Origin of the sequence: Roseibium sp. FZY0029 (genome assembly GCF_036350355.1) — a bacterium.
Lineage (GTDB): Bacteria > Pseudomonadota > Alphaproteobacteria > Rhizobiales > Stappiaceae > Roseibium.
In genome coordinates this window covers 697,549-717,845 of record NZ_JAZDVZ010000001.1, presented here as the reverse complement: position 1 = coordinate 717,845, position 20,297 = coordinate 697,549, and the positions used below count along the sequence as shown (strand labels likewise).

Genomic DNA, 20,297 nt, shown 5'->3' with positions numbered 1-20,297 from the left:
TCCGTTAATACAAGCAATCTCCAACTCAGTCCACGTAAAGCAAGGTTGCTAAAGGGGTTACATGAAGGCGTGGTTAATCCAACCGGACAAGTTTGCCGGAATGCCATCGCCGTGTTACGAATTTTTGGCATGGAAGGATTTCAGGATACTCGCCTGACATCTTTCGTCGACCTGAGGAGCGCCGACATGAGTACAGACAAACCCGGTTTTGAAATTCCCGACCAGATGCGCGATTTCGCGGAAAAGAGTGTCGACCAGGCCCGCAAGGCCTTCGACGACTTCATGGGCGCGACCCACAAGGCTGTGAGCAATGTGGAAGATAGCGCAAATGCAGTTCAGGCCGGAGCCGCGGATGTAAACAAGAAGGCACTGACCTATGCTGAAGAGCACGTCGACGCGGCCTTCAAGTTCGCGCAGGAACTGGTCAAGGCAAACAATGTCGAAGACATGATGAAGCTGCAGCAGGACTATCTGCGCCGCCAGATGGAATCCCTCGGCGAACAGGCGCGCGAGTTTTCCAACTCGGCGACCAAGGCCGTTCAGGACGCCGCCAAGGCGACCCAGAAAAAATAAGTCTACCGGCTTTTTTCCTTGCGCAGGGCGGCACCGCCCCGCGCAAGGTGTTAAAAGTGTCCAGTTGAATTCTTCCTGTTTTGGTTGTAATTTTTCTCTGGTCAATTCACCTGATTTCATCTTCTCTTTTCAGGCCAATGACTTGGCAAAACGCGCGCGCGTTCCAACAGGCTTTTTGCAGAACGGAACAGCAGAAACGCGAGAGATCCCCGACGGTAATTTCATTGTGCAGTGCAAAAAAATGTTGCAATGCAGCACGACATGCACTATGTAGGGGATGCGGATGACGACAGGGTCCGCCGGCAAACGTATCGGCGGAAAGAAATGACACCAATGATCGCATCCGGACTCAAGGAGATGAGATCATGACTGACACGACAACCACTGGCCCGGCAAAAACGGCCCCTAAAGCTCGCACCACCAAGGCGAAAACCGCTGCTCCTGGTGTAGCTTTCCCGGACTTTGAAGCTTTTGCCATGCCGAAAATGGAAGTTCCTGCCATGTTCCGTGAAGCTACGGAAAAAGGCATCGAGAACGCCCGCGAAGCTTATGCTAAAGTGAAAAACGCTGCTGAAGACGCGACTGACCTGATGGAAGACACTTTCGAAACGTCCCGTCAGGGTGTTGTCGAATTCAATCACAAGGCTGTTGATGCTGCCAAAGCCAACGCCGACGCGACTTTCACTTTCGTCAAGGACATCATGTCTGTGAAGAGCCTGGCTGAAGCTATCGAGCTGCAGTCCACGTTTGCTCGCCAGCAGTTTGACGCTCTGAGCGCCCAGTCCAAGGAAATGCAGGACCTGGCTACCAAGCTCGGTACCGATGTTTCCGCTCCGGTCAAGGAAGCGTTCGAGAAGTCCTTCAAGGACATGAAGCTCAACTAATCGGCTCTTCGGGCGGCTGCAGTCACATGAGTGCCGTTCGCCCAGGCCATGCCGAGACCATCGGCAAGCAGTTGATATGCCCGGAGCATCGCTCCGGGCATTTGCTTTTCAACAGCTCGAAAATTTCCGCAAATTCCCGCTTGCGGGTTGGAAAAAACGAGTTTAGAAGACGCCCTTGCAAATGGCGGCACGGCCCAGTATGGTCCGCGTCACCTCACGCCTTTAAGCAGACGTAGCTCAGTTGGTTAGAGCGTCGGATTGTGGCTCCGAAGGTCGGTGGTTCGAATCCACTCGTCTGTACCACTTCTCCCAAGTTATTAGGCCTTCCTTCCGGTTTCCGGACGCGCGGAAGTTGTGCGTTCTGCGGGACTCTGTCTGAATGAGATTTGTTGATCTCAAAGGAGCACGGAATGTCCTATCAAGATGCCCCCGGTCTTGGCCGCCGTCTGGTCCGCTTGCCCGGTCAGCTTCTGCTGGCGCTTGTGAATGCGACGGCGCTGCTGGTCATTGCAGCCTGCGTGCTGTCGCTTGTCGTGCTGAACAGGGTCGACAGTGCGGGCGAACGCATCGCCGGCAATGTGACCGAAGCCGCGCTCGCCCGGTTGCAGGTCTCTCCGGCCGACTTCAAGGCCCGGATCGAGGCTCTCGATGAAAAAGTCTCCGCTCTCATGGCAGAACTGACCGACCCGGATCTGAAGGATCACTGGGAAGTGGCGCAGCAATTGAAGGAGCTCAACCGGAACCTTGCCGACATCAAGCTGGCAGCCGCCGGACTGAGCGCGGCGGGTCCGGAAATCACCGACACAGCCTTTAAGCAGGCGGGCGACATGCTGACCCGGGCCCTCTACACCCTCAGGGGCTGCGAGACTGTCGTGGAAGACGCAGGGCCGTCGAGCTGAGCCTTTGACGCTCGTCAGACAGGGAATGATGCAAGGCGCGTTCTGGCCGACGACAAGGGAGTGATCGGATCGGCGGGAGTGCTCCCGCGTCAGACGCGGCCTTCCTCCTGCGAAATCAGCCAGTCCTTGACCGTCTCGAGCTTGTTCTTGAGGTGGTCCTTGAGGATTTCGGCAAGCCGGGCGCCATCGCGTGCTTCCAGGCAATTCAGGATGAGTTCGTGCTCTTCCGTTGCCTGTTTCCAGCGTTCGGCGGTCATATTCGCGACATAGCGCGCCCTGCGCACCCGTGTTGCCAGCGACATGTATTGCGTGCTCAGCGTCTTGTTGCGGGCCGCGGCCAGAATGGCTTCGTGAATTTCCTGGTTGATATGGAAATAGTCGGCCAGGTTGCCGGCCTCATATTCACGGACCATCTTCTCGTGCAGGCTGCGGACATGGGCGATTTCCGCGTCAGTGATGTTCTGACAGGCAAGTTCGCCCGACAGGGCCTCCAGCGCGCCCATCACCGGAAACACCTCTTCGATGTCTTCCACGGTGATCGGCGTCACCCAGGCGCCGCGGTTGGGCTCCAGATAGACCAGACCGTCGGCAGCCATCACCTTCAGCGCCTCCCGCAAGGGGGTGCGGGAAACGCTGAACATTTCGCAAAGGTCCTTTTCGGGAACCTTCTCACCGGGTTTCAGCTCGCCGCTGACGATCAGCTCGCGCAGCGACTCGGCCAACTCCTCGTGAAGCGATTTCCGGCGCAGGGACGTAACGGTCGCAATCGGACGGTTCATGCAGGGGAGCTCCCGTCCAGCGCAAGCTCGAGCAGGCGTGCCACATGAATGGCATCCCGCGAGGTGCCGTCGTGGATCTGGTGTCGGCAGGAAGTTCCGTCGGCGACGACGATTGCCTCAGCGCTTTCTGCCCGGACAGCCGGGAACAGACTGATCTCGCCCATACGCCGTGATACCTCTTCCGTTTCAACTCCATAGCCGAATGATCCGGCCATGCCACAGCAACTTGTTTCAACCATTTCAATACTCGTTTCCGGCAGAAGATCCAAGGTTTTCCGGATTGCGGGCACCACGTTGAAGGCCTTCTGGTGACAATGGCCGTGGAGCAGCACCTTCGGTGCGGGCGAGCGCAGGGGCAGGTTGAACGTGCCGGTGTCGATTTCCTCCGCGATGTATTCCTCGAACATGCGCGCTGCCCTTGCGACGCGTGCCGTGTCATCGCCGGGCAGCAGAGAGGGGATCTCGTCGCGCAGGGTCAGGAGGCAGCTCGGCTCCAGACCGACGATCCGGCGACCGGCTTCCACATGAGGAAGCAGCGCGGATACCAGCCGCTTTGCCTCGGTTCTTGCGCGGTCAACCAGGCCGGCGGACAGGAACGTGCGGCCACAGCACAGCGGCCGGCCGGACTGCGGCTGTGCCAGGGTGACGGATCGGCCACCCGCTTCCAGAACCTTCAGCGCAGCACGCAGGTTTTCCGGTTCGAAGTAACGGTTGAACGTATCGGCAAACAGCACGACATCGGCATCACCCGGCTGAGGTTTTACTTCTGCGTCGCGGAACGGCCGGGACGACCAGTGCGGCAGCTTGCGGTTGGCGGAAAAGCCGGTCGGCTTTTCCAGAAGCTTCGCCAGGCCGGGAACGGTGTTGCGCATGTTGGCAAGCCAGGGAAGCCGTGAGGCGAGACCGGCATAATGCGGCAGATACCCCACTAGACGGTCATGTAGCGAAATGCCTTTCTCCTCGGCTCTGGCGGCCAGGACCTCGATCTTCATCTTGGCCATGTCGACGCCTGTCGGACATTCCCGCTTGCAGCCCTTGCACGAAACGCAAAGCTTCAAGGTTTCCATCATTTCGTCGGAGGTCAGCGCATCCGGGCCAAGCTGCCCGGAAAGGGCAAGCCGCAGCGAGTTGGCGCGGCCACGTGTCAGGTCGCGTTCGTTACGGGTTGCGCGGTAGGACGGGCACATGGTGCCGCCGGCAAGCTTGCGGCACGCGCCATTGTTGTTGCACATCTCGACCGCGCCCTGGAAACCGCCGCCGGCCCCCGGATAGGCCGACCAGTCGAAATGGGTCTCCAGTTCCTTGACCTTGTAGTCCGGCTTGAAGCGGAACAGGCTGCGGTCGTCCATCTTTGGCGCATCGACGATTTTGCCGGGGTTGAAGCGCAGGTCCGGGTCGAAGCTCTGCTTGACCTGCTTGAACGCGCTCATGATCTCCGAACCGAACATGCGTTCATGAAACTCGGACCTGACGATGCCGTCGCCATGTTCACCCGAATGCGAGCCCTTGTATTTGGCAACCAGCTCGAAGGCGTCCTCGGCAATGGCCCGCATGCGGCGGACATCGCTGTCGAGTTTCAGGTTCAGGACCGGCCGCACGTGCAGGCAGCCGACAGACGCATGGGCATACCAGGTGCCGCGGGTGCCGTGCTTTTCGAACACATCCGTCAGTTCACGGGTGTATTCGGCAAGGTCTTTCAGCTCAACGGCGCAATCCTCGACGAAGGAAACGGGTTTGCCCTCCTGTTTCATCGACATCATGATGTTGAGACCGGACTTGCGCACCTCGGCGATCTGGCCCTGAAGCTGCTGGTCGGTCACGGTCAGCACGCCGCCCCAGCCCTTACCTTCGTTACTCCAGGCAAAGCCGAGATCGCCCATCCGTTCTTCCAGCAGGCGCAGCTTTTCAAGATTGGCGTCCTGCGAGCCTTCATCGAACTCGACAAGAAGCAAGGCGTCGGGCGTGCCTTGCACGAATTGCTCGATGGTGCTGCGGAACATGGGGATCTCGCGCGACAGCGCGATCATGGTCGAATCCACCAGCTCGACCGACAGCGGTCGAAGTTCCACCAGATGCTGGGTCGCATCCATCGCCTGGTAGAAGGTGGGGAAGTGGCAGACGCCGAGCACCCGCTTGCCGACGAGCGGCCACAGTTTCAGTTCGATCTTGGTGAAATAGGCGAGGGTGCCTTCTGACCCGACGAGAAGGTGGGCAAGGTTCGCCGGTTTGCCGTTCGGCACCAGGGCATCGATGTTGTAGCCTCCGACCCGCCGGGTGAGCTTGGGGATGCGCTCATCGATCAGCTCGGCATGTTTCTGGCCGAGCGTGATCACGTCCCTTGCGATCCGCGAAAACGTGTCGTTGCCCGGAAAGTCTTCAAACACCGGTCCAAAGCGCGCAGTTGACCCGTCATGCAGGACAGCTTCGATCGACAGCACATTGTCCCGCATCGTGCCATAGCGCAGGGACCGTCCGCCGCAGGAATTGTTCGCCGTCATTCCGCCGATCGTCGCGCGCGAGGCGGTGGAGACGTCAACGGGAAACCAGAGGCCGTGCTGTTTGAGGGCGCGGTTCAAGTCGTCCAGCACGATGCCGGGTTCCACGATGCAGCGCCGGTTCTCGACATCCAGTTCCAGAATGCGGTTGAAATGACGGGAATTGTCCAGGATCAGACCCGTGTTGACGGTCTGTCCGCACTGGGAGGTACCGCCGCCGCGTCCGGTGATCGCGATGCCTGATTCTTTGGCTGCATCAAGCGCAAGCTCGATGTCTTCCTTGCCACGGGGGATGGCCACCGCCCTGGGCATGATCTGGTAGAACGACGCATCCGTCGCGTAGCGCCCGCGCGTGAAACGGTCGAAGTAGACCTCGCCCGAGAAGCCGTTTTTCAGGGCTTTTTCTAGCACGTTTTCCTCCCGAAAGAATTCCTGTTGACACACCGATACTCGAATGTAATTCATAATGCAAAATTAAAAATGCAAAATACATAATTCAATTTTGCCCGCCAAAATCGGGGGCGCACCACCAAGGGAGAGAACTGAATGTCTCGAAAAGCCGGCCGACATTTTTTGCAGATTCCGGGGCCGAGTGCCGTGCCGGACAGGATTCTTCGGGCCATCTCCGCACAGACGATCGACCACCGGGGTCCGGATTTCGCTCAGGTCGGGCTGGACGCGCTCAGCGGCATGAAAACGATCTTCAAGACAACCCAGGACGTCTTCATTTTTCCGGCGTCCGGAACCGGCGCCTGGGAGGCGGCCCTGGTCAACACGCTGTCGGAGGGCGACCGGGTTCTGATGTATGAGACCGGCCACTTCGCAACGCTCTGGATGAAGATGGCAACGCGCCTCGGCTTGAATCCGGAATTTATCGAGGGCGACTGGCGCGGCGGGGCCGATCCGGACAGCATCGAGCAGCGGCTCCGGGCCGATACCGCTCACGAGATCAAGGCTGTCTGCGTCGTTCACAACGAAACATCGACCGGTTCGGTCTCACCGGTCGCGGCTGTTCGCCATGCCATTGATGCAGCCGGTCATCCGGCCCTTCTGATGGTCGACACCATTTCCGGCCTCGCCTCCATCGATTTCCGTTTCGATGACTGGGGTGTCGATGTTGCCGTGTCGGGTTCGCAAAAGGGCCTGATGTTGCCGCCGGGGCTTTCCTTCAATGCCGCCAGCGCCAAAGCGATGGAGGTTGCCAAAACCGGGGGCATGCGCCGGTCCTACTGGGACTGGCATGACATGAAGGCCCTGAACGCAAGCGGATATTTCCCCTACACCCCTGCCACCAACCTGCTTTACGGGCTGAACGAAGCCATCCGTATGTTGCATGAGGAAGGGCTCGACAACGTCTTTGCCCGCCATCAGCGGCATGGGGCGGCCACACGCGCGGCGGTGCGTGCCTGGGGTCTGGAAGTTCTCTGCAAGCAGCAAGGCCAGGAAAGCGGTGTGCTGACGGCAGTGATGATGCCGAACGGGCATAGCGCGGATGCCTTCCGCGCCACCGCGCTTTCGAACTTCGATATCTCGCTCGGGAACGGTTTGTCGAAAGTCGCAGATCGCGTGTTCCGCATCGGTCACCTGGGCGATTTCAACGATCTGATGCTGATCGGCACCTTGTCCGGCGTCGAACTGGGCCTGCGCAAGGCAGGCGTGCCCCACCGCTCGGGAGGCGTGGAGGTAGCGATGCAGTTTCTGGATGCCGCCGGACAGGAACAGGAGGCCTCGCAGGTCGCATGACATGACGCTGTCTTGAGGACAGCCATGCCGTCCGGGCGGAAGACGCTGCCCGGACAGGAGGAGCCAGGCTGGGGTTTCCAGCCGAAACTTAGGGAGGTTTGAAATGTTTCCAATTCAGTCCATGCGTGCGGCCATGATGATGGCCGCAGTCGGATCCGTGCTTGCGGCAATGCCTGCACGGGCCGACGACTACCCGTCGCGCACCGTCGAGGCGATCCATCAGTTTGGTCCGGGCGGAGGGACGGACCGCTTCATCCGCGCGATCGGTGATCCGTTTCAGGAGATCACCGGCCAGGCACTGGTGCCGATTTCGGTGCAAGGCGGTGGCGGTGTGCCGGCGGCAGTCACCTTCATGCAGCGTCCGAGCGACGGCTACAGCATGATGGCGGTTGGCCCGGAACAGGTGATCAATCATGTCCTGGGCCGGATGAATATCGATGAGCTTCGGCCGATCGCACGTATCCAGTACGACCAGGGTCTGTTTCTCGTCTCCAAGGATAGCCCGATCAAGTCTGTCGAGGACCTGATCAAGACGGCGCGTGAAAACCCCGGTTCGCTCAAGGTTGCCGTCACCGGCACGGCGGGCTTCGACGACACGCTGGTCGGTCTCTGGAACATCAAGAGTGGCGCAGAACTGACCACGGTGCCGTTCTCCGCATCGGAAATGGTGTCGAACACGCTCGGCGGTCATGTCGACCTCATGTACGAGGAATATGGTCCGGCGCGGGGCCTGATCGAATCCGGAGATCTTCGGCCGCTCGTGCTCTTCTCCGAATTCCGCCTGCCGGTGCTCGGTGACGTTCCGACCGCAACTGAACTGGGCTTTGATGTCAGCCTTGGACGGTGGCGCGGTTTCGCCATGCATGCGTCCGATGACGAAGCCAATGCCAACACCATGTTCAGCATTCTCGACAGGGCGGCGGTCTCGGAAAGCTACAAGACCATCGAAACGCAAAGCGGTCTCCAGTTCCGTTCCAAGGTGCTCGGCCCGACCCAGTTCAAGGAGTTCATGGAGCACGAGGTGGAGATCTACACCGACGTGCTCAAGCAGCTCGGTTACGTCGAGTAGACCGATCGCGATGACCGGTCCCGGAGATGTCCGGGGCCGGTTATTTGCAACTAGCCTTGGGAGGGGTCTGAAATGCGTTCCAGAATAATGGAAATGGTCGTTGTATTCGCCATTCTGGTTTTGGCGGTCGCGATGTGGTTCGTTGCCGACAAATTTCCGAACTCGATGAAATACGCGAAGATCGATTCCGACTACTGGCCGAAGCTGGTGTGCGGCGCTCTCGCGGTAGTGTCGTTCCTCCAGTTGCTGCAACAGGCCGTTGGATTGCGAGCAAGCCTGCAGTCAGCCTCCGGAGAATACCGGTCGTCCGTAGACCCGGCTTATGTGGTGCGTCTTGTTCTGATCGGCGGTCTCATCCTGGCCTATTTCTTTGCCCTGCAGTGGCTGGGCTTCGTCGTCGCGACCATGCTGTTCCTGTGGGCGGCATCCTTTGCCACGCCCTACAGCAACCTGACTGCGAAACTGCTGTTTTCACCCTTGTTCACGTTCGGCCTGTGCCTGTTCTTCACGCGCGGGCTGTCACTGCCGCTGCCGCGCGGCCAGGGCATCTTCTACGACCTCAGCCTGCTGCTTTACTAGGAAACAGTCCCCGCCAGAAATCGGTCGTAGGCTGAAAAGCCTTCCGATTTCAGCGTGTTGGAGCATCGTTTCTGCATTCAGCCGAATGCAGCCTGCTCCGGGCAGACCCATAAACGGAGCTTTCCGAAAATGCTGGACTCTTACCTGTCCGCGCTCGGCTACATGGCCAGCAACCCTTTCACGTTCCTGCTCATCATCTTCAGTGTTGTGTGGGGCATCGCGTTCGGTTCCATCCCCGGTCTCACCGGGATCGTCGGTGTCGCGCTGCTCATCCCGTTCACTTTCGCCTTCGATCCGATCGAAGGACTGCTGCTGCTGGGCGGGGTCTATGTTGGCTCGACGTTCGGTGGATCCATTTCCGCCATCTTGTTCAACACGCCAGGCTCACCCGAAGCGGCCTGCACTGCGCTGGATGGGTATCCGATGGCCCGCAAGGGCCAGGCTGGCAAGGCGCTCGGCATCGCGCTGGCGGCCTCGGCCATCGGCGGTATTTTCGGCACAGTGGTGCTGATGGTCGCGGCACCGCCGCTTGCCAGACTGGCGCTTCAATTCGGCCCGCCGGAATATTTTGCGCTCGCTGTCCTCGGGATCACGGCCATTGCGTCCATCGGCCACGGTTCGGTGCTGAAAGCGCTGATGGCCGGACTGCTCGGGCTGGGCGTTGCCACCATCGGTATCGACCCCCTGACGGGCATGCCCCGCTTCACCTTTGGCAGCATGATGCTTCTGACCGGTGTCGGCTTCGTGCCGGCAATCATCGGCATCTTCGCACTTGCCGAGGTTCTGCAGCGGTTTGGGGAAGGCCCGCAAAAAGGCTATGTGATCGATGATGTTTCGACGGAACTGCCGACCATAAGCGAATTCATCCAGACCCGGGTCACCTTGCTTCGCTCTTCCGTCATCGGCACGGTCATCGGCGCGCTGCCGGGTGTGGGGGCAACAACGGCGGCCTTCATCTCTTACTCGGAAGCCTCGCGTTGGTCCAAGCATCCGGAAAAATTCGGCACCGGCGTTCCGGAAGGCATCGCGGCGCCGGAATCTGCCAACAATGCAGCCGTCGGCGGGTCGATGATCCCGCTGCTCGCCCTCGGTATCCCCGGTAGCGCCACCACGGCAGTGATGATCGGCGGTTTGACGATCCACGGCATCGTCCCCGGTCCGCAGCTTATGCAGACAAATTCCGATCTGGTTTATTCGGTGTTCATCGGCATGATGCTGGCCAACCTGCTGATGCTGATCGTCGGCGTGCGCATGGCACGTTATTTCGCCCTCGTGCTGAAGGCGCCTTACGCCCTTGTCGGCCCGGCCATAGTGGTTCTGTGCATGACAGGTGTCTACGCGCTCCAGAACAATGTGGTCGATCTCGCGGTCATGCTGGTCTTCGGCGTCGTCGGTTTCGCCATGCGCCGGTTCGGCTTTCCCGTTGCCAGTTTCATCATCGGTCTTGTGCTTGGCCCGATTGCCGAACTCAGCCTGCGCCAGGGCCTGATGCTGAGCGACTACGATGTCACCGCTTTTGTCACCCGCCCGATTGCCGGGACGTTGCTGCTATTCAGTGCGGTTTCGCTGATCTACGGCCTTGCAGGCCAGTTCCTGCGCACGCGCCGCAAGCTGAACGGTGACGAGGGGCCGGAGACGTCCGAAGAAGCAAAGGCCTAGGCGGTTTCTTGCCAACCGGGCTCATATTGTCCCAACTGGCATGGCATCTAGCGGATTGCTCAAAATTCAGGGCGCGGCAGGAAGGGAGGTGTTCTCCCCTCCGGGCTGTCGACATCGCCTAAGCCTGAAACACGTCCGCCCATTCGGGGTGCTTGCGCCGCTGGGCGTTCACGTAAGGACACAGCGGTACGATCTTCACCTGCTTGCGGCGGGCGTCGTCGACAAGCCGTTCCACCAGAGCCTTGCCGACCCCCATGCCGCGCATGCTGTCCGGCACGCCGGTATGGTCGGCGATGATGAGGTGTTCGTTGACGACGGAAAAGGTGAGCTCGGCGGGCTCTGCGATCCCGTCTACCCTGGCCTCATAGCGGCCCTTGCTGCCGTGCTGTTCCAACGTGATCAAAGGGGAAGTTGTTTCGGGCATTGTCGGTCTCCTGAATGGGATGAGAACGATTGCTCGGCTCATCTGTTCCGTTTCTTGGTCCTTGTGCGAAGAGGCCAATGCCGCTCCGGTCCTTCATTCCTCCCCGTCAACGCAGGGCCTGGCACTGTCAGGAACAGGAGGGGCGGGAATGATCCCGCCCCAACATGGTCTAGGCTGCCAGATCGAACAGCAGGAACTCGGCATTCTCACTGGCCGTCAGCGAGATCGCGCCAGCCTCAAGCAGGCCGAGACCGTCGCCGGCGGCAAGCGGCTGGTCGTTGACGCTGAGCTTGCCCTTCACAAGTTGCAGCCAGACCTTCCGGCCGGGCCGGATGTCGAAGGAAAGGCTCTGGTCGGCAGACAGCAGCGACGCATAGAGATCGACGTCCTGGTGGATGGTGACAGACCCGTCCCGCCCGTCGCGCGAGCCGATCAGGCGCAGGGCGTTGAGGCGGCCATCCTCCGGGAAAGCCTTCTGCTCGTAACTCGGCGCAAGGCCTTCGGCTTCCGGTATGATCCAGATCTGCAGGAAGTGGACCGGATCCGTGTCCGAATGATTGTACTCGCTGTGGCGGACGCCGGTGCCGGCACTCATGCGCTGCAGTTCACCCGGCCGGATCACCGAGCCGGTGCCGAGCGAATCCTTGTGTTCCAGTCCACCGGAAACGACGTAGGAGATGATCTCCATGTTCTGGTGCGGGTGGGTCGGGAAGCCCGCGCCGGGGGCAACACGGTCCTCATTGATCACCCGCAAGGCACCGAAGCCGAGGTGGTTCGGATCGAAGTAGGAGCCGAAGGAAAAAGAGTGTTTGCTTTTCAGCCAGCCGAAATCGGCATCACCTCTGGCATCCGACGGACGCAGTATCTGGTTCATGGTTCAATCCTTTCCCAATCTCTGGCACGAAGAAGCTCGTGCGCTGTTGAGCTTTAGATTGCCATTGACTGGTCGTTTTACAATTCGGTCGAAACTGGACAATTAGTCATCGATTTTTGAACAATAACCTATTGAACCGCCTTGGGCGCTTCGGCTCGGCTGTTGTTGCGTTCCGCGATCTGTTTCGACACACCGCCGTTCACGGTTGTCGGCTTTCCCGCAGGGTCGAACGCGCATTTGAATGTGAAGGCTGCCGGAGAGGGGCCCGCGTCGCCCAGTCGTTCGAAGATCTCGACCGCTTCCACCCAGTCGGGCCTATGGCCTTGGGGCACCCACCACAGCACATAGGCAGGGTAGGCGTGGTCCTCCTGCATGAAGTCGGAGCCCTTCTTCAGGATTTCTGCGTGCAGCCCTCGATAGACGGCAGCCAGTGCGGATTCCAGGTTCTGCCAAAGCGATATGGTGGACGGGGCCCAGCCGTCGCCATTGTCCTGCCAGTATTTTGGAAACACCTGCTCGCCCCAACTCTCCGGCCCCGGCTCGTCGTCGTAGCCGGATCGGGCAACGAACCCTTCGGCCCGTTCCATTGCCGCCCACACAAAGGGTTCGGCCTGATGGAAGGGGTCCACATCCGGGTGGTCTGCCCGTGTACGGAATTGGCCGAAAGTGTAGAGCGCAAGCCAGTGACCGCTCATGTTTCCTCGCTACCCGATGAAGCTGGGCCAATTGGACCTGGCCCGAATGAATATGGCCCGAATGAACCAGGGCCGAGACTGGCCGCAAAAGGCGCTTGCCGCAAGCACCACCTGTGGCTGCAAGACAGATAGTCCACGGATGCGGCTGGAAAAATTCGCGCAGCTGGTCTAAGCGCAGGGGAACGACTTTGGCGGCCGGCACTGGCGGCCGTCGGCAACGAGGATAATCGCGTGGAAGATCTTAGCCTTTTCTCCCTTGGCTTACTGGCTGTTGCGCTGCTGGCAACCGGGCTTGTGGCCGGGATCATCGCCGGCCTGCTTGGTGTCGGCGGTGGCATCGTCATCGTGCCGGTGCTCTATTACATGTTCACAGCGCTGAAGATCGACCCGTCCGTCCTCATGCACGTGGCCGTTGGAACATCGCTCGCAACCATTCTGGCAACCGGTACATCCTCGGCACGCGCCCACTACAATCGCGGCAGCGTCGACATGGATCTCCTGAAACGCTGGTGGTGGGCGATCGCCCTCGGTGTCATTGCCGGCGGAACGCTTGCAGGTAACATTTCCGGCGGTGCGCTGACACTGGTCTTCGGGATCGTGGCGCTTGCGGTGTCAGCCAACATGATGTTCCGCAAGGATGGCTCGCATCTGGCCGACAAACTGCCCGGTTCACCGATCAAGGAAGTATTGGGGTTCCTGATTGGCGGGATCTCCGTGATGATGGGCATTGGTGGTGGCACGCTTGGCGTTCCGACCCTCACCCTCTTCAATTACCCCATCCGCAAGGCGGTTGGCACGGCGGCGGCCATCGGCCTCATCATTGCCGTTCCGGGCACCTTGCTGTCGATCTTCTTCGGCTGGGGCGAGGAAGGTCGCCCGCCGTTCTCGCTGGGCTATGTCAATCTCATCGGCTTCTTCCTGATCATTCCGGCCAGCACCTTTGCCGCGCCATGGGGCGCCAAGATCGCCCATGCCATCGACCCGTCGAAGCTCAAGCTGGTGTTTGCGCTGTTCCTTGGGTTCACCGGCCTGCGCATGATCTATGGTGTCTTGTTTTGAAGATTGGTCAGTGCCACCGAGAGGTTTCATTGGTTTTCAGGTGATTTATCAGCAATACTGACCTTTCTTCGCGGGGTCTTCCCGCCGCCTGAAACTCTTGGACAGACATGTTGAACAAAAATGTGACCCTCAGTCTGCAAGGCTGCGTGCGGGGCGCCACCATCTGCATTCCGGTAATGCCGGGCATCATTGCGGTTGGACTGGTTTTCGGAACGGTGGCCGCGCAAAAGGGCCTGACCTTTCTGGAGACCATATTGCTCAACTCGCTGGTTTTTGCCGGAGCCAGCCAGTTCGTCGCGATGGAGGTGTACGGCGACCCGCTTACCCTAGGGCTCGTGGTGGCGATGATCGGGGTAACGGCGGCGGTCAACATGCGCATGGTCCTGATCGGTGCGAGCTTGCGGCCCTGGCTCGGCCAGGTGCCGGCCTGGCAGACCTATCCGGCCCTGTTCCTGTTGACGGACCTCAACTGGTTGCTGGCCTTGTCGGAATACAACAAGGGCACACGTGACTGGGGGATCTATCTTGGCAGCGGCCTGCTCACCTGGGCGCTCTGGTCGCTGTCCGTCATTCCGGGCTATTTCGCCGGCAGCCTGGTGTCGGACCCGAAAGTCTTCGGTCTGGATGTGGTTCTGCCGGCTTTCTTTGCCGCGCTGTTGGTTCCGCTCTGGAAAGGAAAGCGCCAGACGGTCAGCTGGTTGGTTGCAGGGGGCGTTGCCGCGCTGACCTGGTATCTGGTCGGTGGGTACTGGAGCATTTTCACCGGTGCCATCGCCGGTGCTTTCGCGGGGGCTTACCTGGATGACTGAGGGTGCGTTTACCGCCGATCCGATTTTTCTTCTGGCGGTGCTTGGCATGACCGCTGTCACCTACACGCTTCGGGCAGGTGGCTACTGGATCATGGGCAGGTTGCCGATCACGCCACGGGTGCGCCGGGGCCTGGAAGCCTTGCCGGGAGCGATCATTGTTTCCACCATCCTGCCGATTGTGTTGAAGGGCGGGCTGGCGGTGGCGCTGTGCCTCGTTGTCGCCTCCGTGGCACAGGTGATATTGCGCAAGGAATATGTCGCCGTGTTTTGCGCCGCCGGTGCCGCTGCCGCCCTCAGGGCCGCCGGGCTGTAAAGCCTTTAGCGGTTCAGGACGCGCCGGGCCTGGGCCGCCGTTTCGTCAACATTGTGTCCCGCGTCGATCTCCGCCCAGGTCATCCGGCCGAGATCATAGCCAAGCTGGGTTTCGACAACTGTGGGCGTTGCGTCGGAGGCGTCGTCCTCGCGCGCGGAGACACGGGCTTTCAACACTTTTTCAGGCGCCGACAGCCATAGGCCACAGAAGCCGCATTCGACCTTGGCCGCGATGCTTTCGATGCGTTCCCGCTCGCTCTCCGCAGCAAAAACGGCATCGAAAATCGCCGAGTGCCCGGCGGCAAGGACGGTCTGAATTGTCTCGTCCAGTGCGTGGTACACCTTCTGCGAGGCTTCCGGCGTATACGCTTCGGCCGGTGCCTTCTCCGTTTCCGCGATGCCGAGCAGCCGTTTGCGCATCACGTCCGTGCGCAGCACCCGTGCTCCAGGTGCCCGGCCGATCTCAGGCGCGATTTCATAGGCGAGCGTGGTCTTGCCGGTGCCGGACAGTCCGCCGATGGCAACCAGGTGCGGCCGCGAGGGATCCAGAAAGGCCAGGGCATGGCGGAAATAGGCTTGAGCCTGATCGCGCTCACGTTGTTTCTGGTCCGGGTCCGACTGGTTGAGAGCGGCACTGGCCGCGATCTTGGAGCGGATTGCAGCGCGCATCATCAAATAGAAGGGCAGGGCCGCAAGACCTTCCGAATGCGTGTCCAGGCGGCTCTTGTCCAGATAGCGGTTGAACACACGGTTGGCCGCCCGCTGTTGCCCGCGGTCCCACAGATCCATCAGCAGAAACGCAAGATCATAAAGAACGTCGCCGGTGGCGATCGCATCTGAAAATTCGACCGCATCGAACAGCACGGGCGCGCCATCGACCAGAACGATATTGCGAAGATGCGCGTCACCGTGGCAACGGCGGACGAGACCCTGCTCGCCGCGCTGCAGGATGAGTTCGTGCAGCGCCGTCAGGACGGTGCGGGATGTTTCGGTCAGGTGGCGGACCGATTCTGCGTCAAACAGATCGGGATGCTCGCGAAAGGCATCGTCGTTCTGCTCCACGTAGCTTGCAAGCTCGGAGTAGAACCCGCTGCCCTGGCGCAGGGGCGCGGTCTCATGGGCGCTGACCATCATGTCCGCAAGCCGGTCGGACAGGCTGTCGGGAAGCGGGCCCTCTTCGGCGATGGTGTCCAGTTCGTGCTGGTGTTCGAACCGGTTCATTTCAATCGCCCATTCGATGGCCTCACCCGAACCGCCAAGGGTCAGGCTGCCGTCCGCCTCCCGTGTGATTGCCAGTGCCTGCCGGTAGATCTGCGGCGCATTTGGCTGGTTATAGGTGATTTCCGCCTTGCAGGCCTCTTCCCGAAGGGCCAGCGTCGAATAGTCGAGAAACGGGAACTTGACCGACCGCTTGACCTTGTAGGCCTTGCTTCCCACCAGAAAGACGATGTTGGCGTGAGTGTCGATCCGCTTGACCTCGGGGCGTTGTGGATCGTCGGAAGGCAGGCTGCTCAGGTAGTCAAGCGCCTGGTTCTGGGTTTCGGCCTGATCCATCTTCCGTCCCTTTTGCTGACACACTGCAAAACATGCCTCACATGCAACCCGCCGGGTTTGATCCTTCTCAATGTGAGGTGACCCGGATGTGGCACAAATAAACCGGATTGTCAGTAAAGGAGGGCCCCATGAACGACTATCCGGCTTTGAAAAGGATCAGGTTGAACCTGGCCAGAACAAAGGAATATCCGCAAGGTTCGGCGAACCACGGCTACGAATTCACCGCTCCGCTTGACGAATCCGGCCACATCGACGCCGGCCTCTGGAAGAAGGAGCGCGACCATTGCCGTGTCCGCCGATTCTGGGGCACCGAGGAAGAGGAAATTGGCCACCTCATTCACCGCCCGGGCGGTTCCTGGGCTTTCCATTACGATATCGACGGCGAGGATGACGACGAGGCGGGCTACCGTTTCGGCGCACATGCCTTCAACCCGGGCGAATATGTCTCCATTAAGGACGAGGATGGTGAGATGCACACTTTCCAGGTGGTGACGGTTCAGCCGGTCTGAAATCAGCTTCCCATAATCAAGTGACAAAAAAGAATGGGGGCAGGGGTGCCGGGAAACCGGTGCCCCTTTTTTGTTTGCAACGCCGACGCATACCGGCAAGGCTGGCCATGACATGAGGCCTATCCTTCGAGACAGCGCTTCGCGCTTCCTCAGGATGAGGACTGTGTGTGGCACAATCAGGCGACCTTACAACACATTCAGCCTCATCCTGAGGAGCGCGTTTGCGCGCGTTTCGAAGGATGGGCTGTAAGTCCGTTGTCGGAGATATATTATTCTAAATCGGAATGACCCTATTGCCAATTAATCTGATTTTCGCCTCTAACAGGGCGGATTTTCATACGCTATAGAATGAACAGATCTTCTTTCTCGTAAGGACCCAGAACATGGACCAGAAGACCGGCGGCGAATTGTTGGTGGAGGCGTTGGAACGCCACGGGGCGGAGCGCGTGTTCTGTGTGCCCGGCGAAAGTTATCTTGCCGTGCTCGACGCCCTTTATGACGCTTCCATCCCGGTCACGGTCTGCCGGCAGGAAGGCGGGGCTGCCATGATGGCCGATGCCTGGGGCAAGCTCACCGGCAAGCCTGGCATCTGCATGGTGACCCGCGGTCCGGGCGCGACCAACGCCTCGGCAGGCGTTCATGTGGCGGCGCAGGATTCAACACCGATGATCCTGTTCATCGGTCAGATCGAGCGTGGCATGCGCGAGCGCGAAGCCTTCCAGGAAATCGACTATCGCCAGATGTTCGGCGGCATCGCCAAATGGGTGGCCGAAATCGATCACGCGGACCGTGTGCCGGAGTTCATTTCGCGGGCCTATCATGTCGCTACCTCCGGCCGTCCGGGCCCGGTGGTGCTGGCCCTGCCGGAGGACATGCTGGTCGAAAAGGCCGCTGCCGTTCAGCCGCCTGCGTGGACCCAGATCGAGACCCATCCCGGCCTCACCCAGATGGCAGACCTGCAGAAGCGCCTGTGGGCAGCCGAGCGTCCGATCGCCATTCTGGGCGGCAGTCGCTGGTCGGAAGAGGCAGTCGCAGCGTTCACTCGCTTTGCCGAGCGGTTCGACCTGCCGGTCGCCTGCTCGTTCCGCCGTCAGATGCTGTTCGACAATCTGCATCCGAATTACGCCGGCGATGTTGGCATCGGCATCAATCCGAAACTACTGGCGCGGGTCAAAGCCTCGGATCTCATTCTGCTCGTCGGCGGGCGCCTGTCAGAAATGCCGAGCCAGTCCTATTCGCTGCTCGATATTCCCTCTCCCGCGCAGCAACTGGTGCATATCCATCCGGACGCAGAGGAACTCGGCCGGGTTTACCGGCCGGCGCAGGCCATTCATGCCACCCCGACAGCCTTCTGCAAGGCCGCCGAAGGCCTTCAGCCCCCGGCTGAACTGAAAGGCGCCGGCGAAGCGGCAAAAGCCCATCAGGACTATCTCGATTGGTCAGGCGCCCGGCCGCAGGTCCCAGGCAACCTCCAGATGTCAGGTGTCATGGACTGGCTGGAAGCCAACCTGCCGGAAGATACTGTCTGCACCAATGGCGCCGGCAATTACGCCACCTGGCTGCACCGTTTCCACCGCTTCCGCCGCTACGCCACCCAGGCAGCGCCGACGAGCGGGTCCATGGGCTACGGCCTGCCGGCGGCTGTTGCCGCCAAGCTTGCCTTTCCGGAACGTGAAGTCGTCTGTTTTGCCGGCGACGGCTGCCTGCAGATGACCATGCAGGAATTCGGCACCGCCTGTCAGGACGGCGCCAACATCATCGTTCTGGTGATCGACAACGGCATGTACGGCACCATCCGCATGCATCAGGAACGCACTTATCCGGGCCGTCCGTCCGCGACCAGGCTGGTCAATCCGGATTTTGCGGCGCTTGCCCGAAGCTACGGCGCCTTCGGCGAGACCGTCGAAAGCACGGAGGCTTTTGGTCCCGCATACGAGCGCGCTCGCAAAGCCGGTACACCCGCGCTCCTGCATCTGAAGCTCGACCCGGAAGCCATCACTCCGGCCGCAAGCCTCAGCCAGATCCGCGCGGCGGCTCAGGGCAAGTAAAGGCCCGGCAGCGAGCAAACTGTTTGTTGCGGCCTGCCGTGTCAGCGGCATGGCCGGAACAGACGTGACCAGCCGAGCCTTCACCGGGGCGGCAACGCATCATCCCGCTCTACCGACGGCGCGGCGGTGGATTGATCGGAAGACTAAGAAAATCAAGAGAGGATTATCTTGTTTTTCCGATAGGTGCTCTTCGGACATGCCCCGTGGTCCGGCCCCTCAAGGCAGGTCATAGTTTACGGCAACTGGTTTTGTTGAAGAAGAAGGTTGGCCGTGCCCCAGTCCAAGCCCCCGAGATCCTACTATGCGCCGACCGGCGGTCATCCCGGTCAGGAAACGCTTCTGACCGACCGGGCCGTCTTTACCGATGCCTATGCAGTCATCCCGAAAGGCACCATGCGTGACATCGTCACCAGCTATCTGCCTTTCTGGGAAAAGACCCGTCTGTGGGTGCTGTCGCGGCCCTTGTCGGGTTTTGCCGAAACCTTCTCGCAATATATCGTCGAGGTGTCGCCGGGTGGCGGGTCCGACCGGCCGGAGACCGACCCTTCCGCTGAAGGCGTTCTGTTCGTTGTCGAAGGCGAGGCCGTTCTGACAGCCGAAGGTCAGCAATACGACCTGAAGCCCGGAAGCTACGCCTTCCTGCCGCCGCAAGCCGACTGGAGCCTGAAGAACACAGGCAGCGAGCCGGTGCGGTTCCACTGGGTCCGCAAGGCGTTCGAGCCTGTTGAAGGCCTTGAGCGGCCGACGCTCTTTGTCACTCACGAAAACGATATCGAACCGCGCGCAATGCCGGGCACCGACGGCAAGTGGGCTACGACCCGTTTTGTCGACCCGGAAGACGTTCGCCACGACATGCATGTCAATATCGTCACCTTTCAGCCGGGTGCGGTCATTCCCTTCGCCGAAACCCATGTGATGGAACACGGGCTTTATGTTCTGGAAGGCAAGGCGGTCTATCGGCTCAATCAGGACTGGGTCGAGGTTGAGGCCGGCGATTACATGTGGCTGCGCGCCTTCTGCCCGCAGGCCTGCTATGCCGGCGGTCCGGGCCCGTTCCGCTATCTGCTCTACAAGGACGTCAACCGCCACATGAAACTGCAGCCCGCCGGCCGGTTCTAGGCCGGCGCCCGGCTGACATTCAGCGGCGCTGCGGAGCATAGAGAAAAGCCTCTCCTTGCCACTCCCTCATCCTGAGGAGGACCGGCAGGTCCGTCTCGAAGCATGAGCGGCACATTCCGGAACAAGTGGCCCATCCTTCGAGACGCTGCTATCGCAGCTCCTCAGGATGAGGGAGCGGGTGGTAGTGGCCGTCTTTTCTTACCGTCGAAGGTAG

At 60.3% G+C, this 20,297-nt stretch carries 19 protein-coding genes and 1 tRNA gene; 14 read left to right on the top strand and 6 right to left on the bottom strand.

Going from position 1 to position 20,297, the window contains the following annotated elements:
- Positions 1-186: 186 nt before the first annotated feature.
- From V1T76_RS03300 to V1T76_RS03285, 4 genes are all read left to right on the top strand, one after another.
- Positions 187-573: a phasin gene (locus tag V1T76_RS03300; RefSeq protein ID WP_330559180.1), complete on the top strand. Its 387-nt coding sequence runs from the start codon at positions 187-189 to the stop codon at positions 571-573.
- Positions 574-938: 365 nt separating this feature from the next.
- Positions 939-1,457, top strand: a complete 519-nt coding sequence (locus V1T76_RS03295; RefSeq protein ID WP_330559179.1) for a phasin — start codon at positions 939-941, stop codon at positions 1,455-1,457.
- A gap of 226 nt (positions 1,458-1,683) precedes the next feature.
- Positions 1,684-1,760, top strand: a tRNA-His gene (locus V1T76_RS03290).
- Positions 1,761-1,867: 107 nt separating this feature from the next.
- Complete coding sequence (locus V1T76_RS03285; protein WP_330559178.1) at positions 1,868-2,356, top strand: hypothetical protein; 489 nt, start codon at positions 1,868-1,870, stop codon at positions 2,354-2,356.
- Between the two features lie 89 nt (positions 2,357-2,445).
- On the opposite strand, the gene V1T76_RS03280 is transcribed toward V1T76_RS03285, so the two are convergent.
- Together V1T76_RS03280 and V1T76_RS03275 are read right to left on the bottom strand one after the other, a co-directional pair.
- On the bottom strand, positions 2,446-3,135 hold the full coding sequence (locus V1T76_RS03280) for a GntR family transcriptional regulator (protein ID WP_330559177.1): 690 nt from the start codon (positions 3,133-3,135) through the stop codon (positions 2,446-2,448).
- Positions 3,132-6,095, bottom strand: coding sequence for an FAD-binding and (Fe-S)-binding domain-containing protein (locus V1T76_RS03275; protein ID WP_330559176.1), 2,964 nt, complete (start codon positions 6,093-6,095; stop codon positions 3,132-3,134). The genes V1T76_RS03280 and V1T76_RS03275 overlap by 4 nt, the downstream gene beginning before the upstream one ends.
- A gap of 81 nt (positions 6,096-6,176) precedes the next feature.
- Here V1T76_RS03275 and V1T76_RS03270 point away from each other — a divergent pair, with 81 nt between their 5' ends.
- From V1T76_RS03270 to V1T76_RS03255, 4 genes are all read left to right on the top strand, one after another.
- Positions 6,177-7,373, top strand: coding sequence for a pyridoxal-phosphate-dependent aminotransferase family protein (locus V1T76_RS03270; protein ID WP_330559175.1), 1,197 nt, complete (start codon positions 6,177-6,179; stop codon positions 7,371-7,373).
- A gap of 103 nt (positions 7,374-7,476) precedes the next feature.
- The gene (locus V1T76_RS03265; RefSeq protein WP_330559174.1) at positions 7,477-8,442 is read left to right on the top strand and encodes a Bug family tripartite tricarboxylate transporter substrate binding protein; all 966 of its coding nucleotides are present in this window, start codon (positions 7,477-7,479) and stop codon (positions 8,440-8,442) included.
- Between the two features lie 72 nt (positions 8,443-8,514).
- Entirely contained in the window at positions 8,515-9,021 is a 507-nt protein-coding gene (locus V1T76_RS03260) for a tripartite tricarboxylate transporter TctB family protein (RefSeq protein WP_330559173.1), read from the top strand.
- A gap of 129 nt (positions 9,022-9,150) precedes the next feature.
- Positions 9,151-10,680: a tripartite tricarboxylate transporter permease gene (locus V1T76_RS03255; protein ID WP_330559172.1), complete on the top strand. Its 1,530-nt coding sequence runs from the start codon at positions 9,151-9,153 to the stop codon at positions 10,678-10,680.
- A gap of 118 nt (positions 10,681-10,798) precedes the next feature.
- Here the strand turns inward: V1T76_RS03255 and V1T76_RS03250 are convergent, their stop codons facing one another.
- The 3 genes from V1T76_RS03250 to V1T76_RS03240 all read right to left on the bottom strand — a co-directional run bounded on the left by V1T76_RS03250 (position 10,799) and on the right by V1T76_RS03240 (position 12,673).
- Complete coding sequence (locus V1T76_RS03250; protein WP_330559171.1) at positions 10,799-11,104, bottom strand: GNAT family N-acetyltransferase; 306 nt, start codon at positions 11,102-11,104, stop codon at positions 10,799-10,801.
- 169 nt (positions 11,105-11,273) lie between these two features.
- Positions 11,274-11,978, bottom strand: a complete 705-nt coding sequence (locus V1T76_RS03245; protein ID WP_330559170.1) for a pirin family protein — start codon at positions 11,976-11,978, stop codon at positions 11,274-11,276.
- Positions 11,979-12,106: 128 nt separating this feature from the next.
- Positions 12,107-12,673: a DUF3291 domain-containing protein gene (locus V1T76_RS03240; protein ID WP_330559169.1), complete on the bottom strand. Its 567-nt coding sequence runs from the start codon at positions 12,671-12,673 to the stop codon at positions 12,107-12,109.
- Positions 12,674-12,904: 231 nt separating this feature from the next.
- Here V1T76_RS03240 and V1T76_RS03235 point away from each other — a divergent pair, with 231 nt between their 5' ends.
- The 3 genes from V1T76_RS03235 (at position 12,905) to V1T76_RS03225 (ending at position 14,854) form a co-directional block, all read left to right on the top strand.
- Positions 12,905-13,732 carry a sulfite exporter TauE/SafE family protein gene (locus tag V1T76_RS03235; protein WP_330559168.1) on the top strand — a complete coding sequence of 276 codons (828 nt, stop codon included), beginning with the start codon at positions 12,905-12,907 and terminating at the stop codon, positions 13,730-13,732.
- 107 nt (positions 13,733-13,839) lie between these two features.
- Positions 13,840-14,541: an AzlC family ABC transporter permease gene (locus V1T76_RS03230; RefSeq protein WP_330559167.1), complete on the top strand. Its 702-nt coding sequence runs from the start codon at positions 13,840-13,842 to the stop codon at positions 14,539-14,541.
- Positions 14,534-14,854 (top strand): AzlD family protein, encoded by a 321-nt coding sequence (locus V1T76_RS03225; RefSeq protein WP_330559166.1) that lies wholly within the window; start codon positions 14,534-14,536, stop codon positions 14,852-14,854. Before V1T76_RS03230 ends, V1T76_RS03225 begins: the two co-directional genes overlap by 8 nt.
- A 5-nt stretch (positions 14,855-14,859) precedes the next feature.
- On the opposite strand, the gene V1T76_RS03220 is transcribed toward V1T76_RS03225, so the two are convergent.
- Positions 14,860-16,407, bottom strand: coding sequence for a bifunctional aminoglycoside phosphotransferase/ATP-binding protein (locus tag V1T76_RS03220; protein ID WP_330559165.1), 1,548 nt, complete (start codon positions 16,405-16,407; stop codon positions 14,860-14,862).
- 128 nt (positions 16,408-16,535) lie between these two features.
- On the opposite strand from V1T76_RS03220, the gene V1T76_RS03215 reads away from it, so the two are divergent.
- The 3 genes from V1T76_RS03215 (at position 16,536) to V1T76_RS03205 (ending at position 20,083) form a co-directional block, all read left to right on the top strand.
- Positions 16,536-16,916 carry a hypothetical protein gene (locus tag V1T76_RS03215; protein ID WP_330559164.1) on the top strand — a complete coding sequence of 127 codons (381 nt, stop codon included), beginning with the start codon at positions 16,536-16,538 and terminating at the stop codon, positions 16,914-16,916.
- Between the two features lie 383 nt (positions 16,917-17,299).
- Positions 17,300-18,964 carry a thiamine pyrophosphate-binding protein gene (locus tag V1T76_RS03210; RefSeq protein WP_330559163.1) on the top strand — a complete coding sequence of 555 codons (1,665 nt, stop codon included), beginning with the start codon at positions 17,300-17,302 and terminating at the stop codon, positions 18,962-18,964.
- Between the two features lie 270 nt (positions 18,965-19,234).
- Positions 19,235-20,083, top strand: coding sequence for a bifunctional allantoicase/(S)-ureidoglycine aminohydrolase (locus tag V1T76_RS03205; RefSeq protein WP_442970077.1), 849 nt, complete (start codon positions 19,235-19,237; stop codon positions 20,081-20,083).
- Positions 20,084-20,297 lie beyond the last annotated feature (214 nt).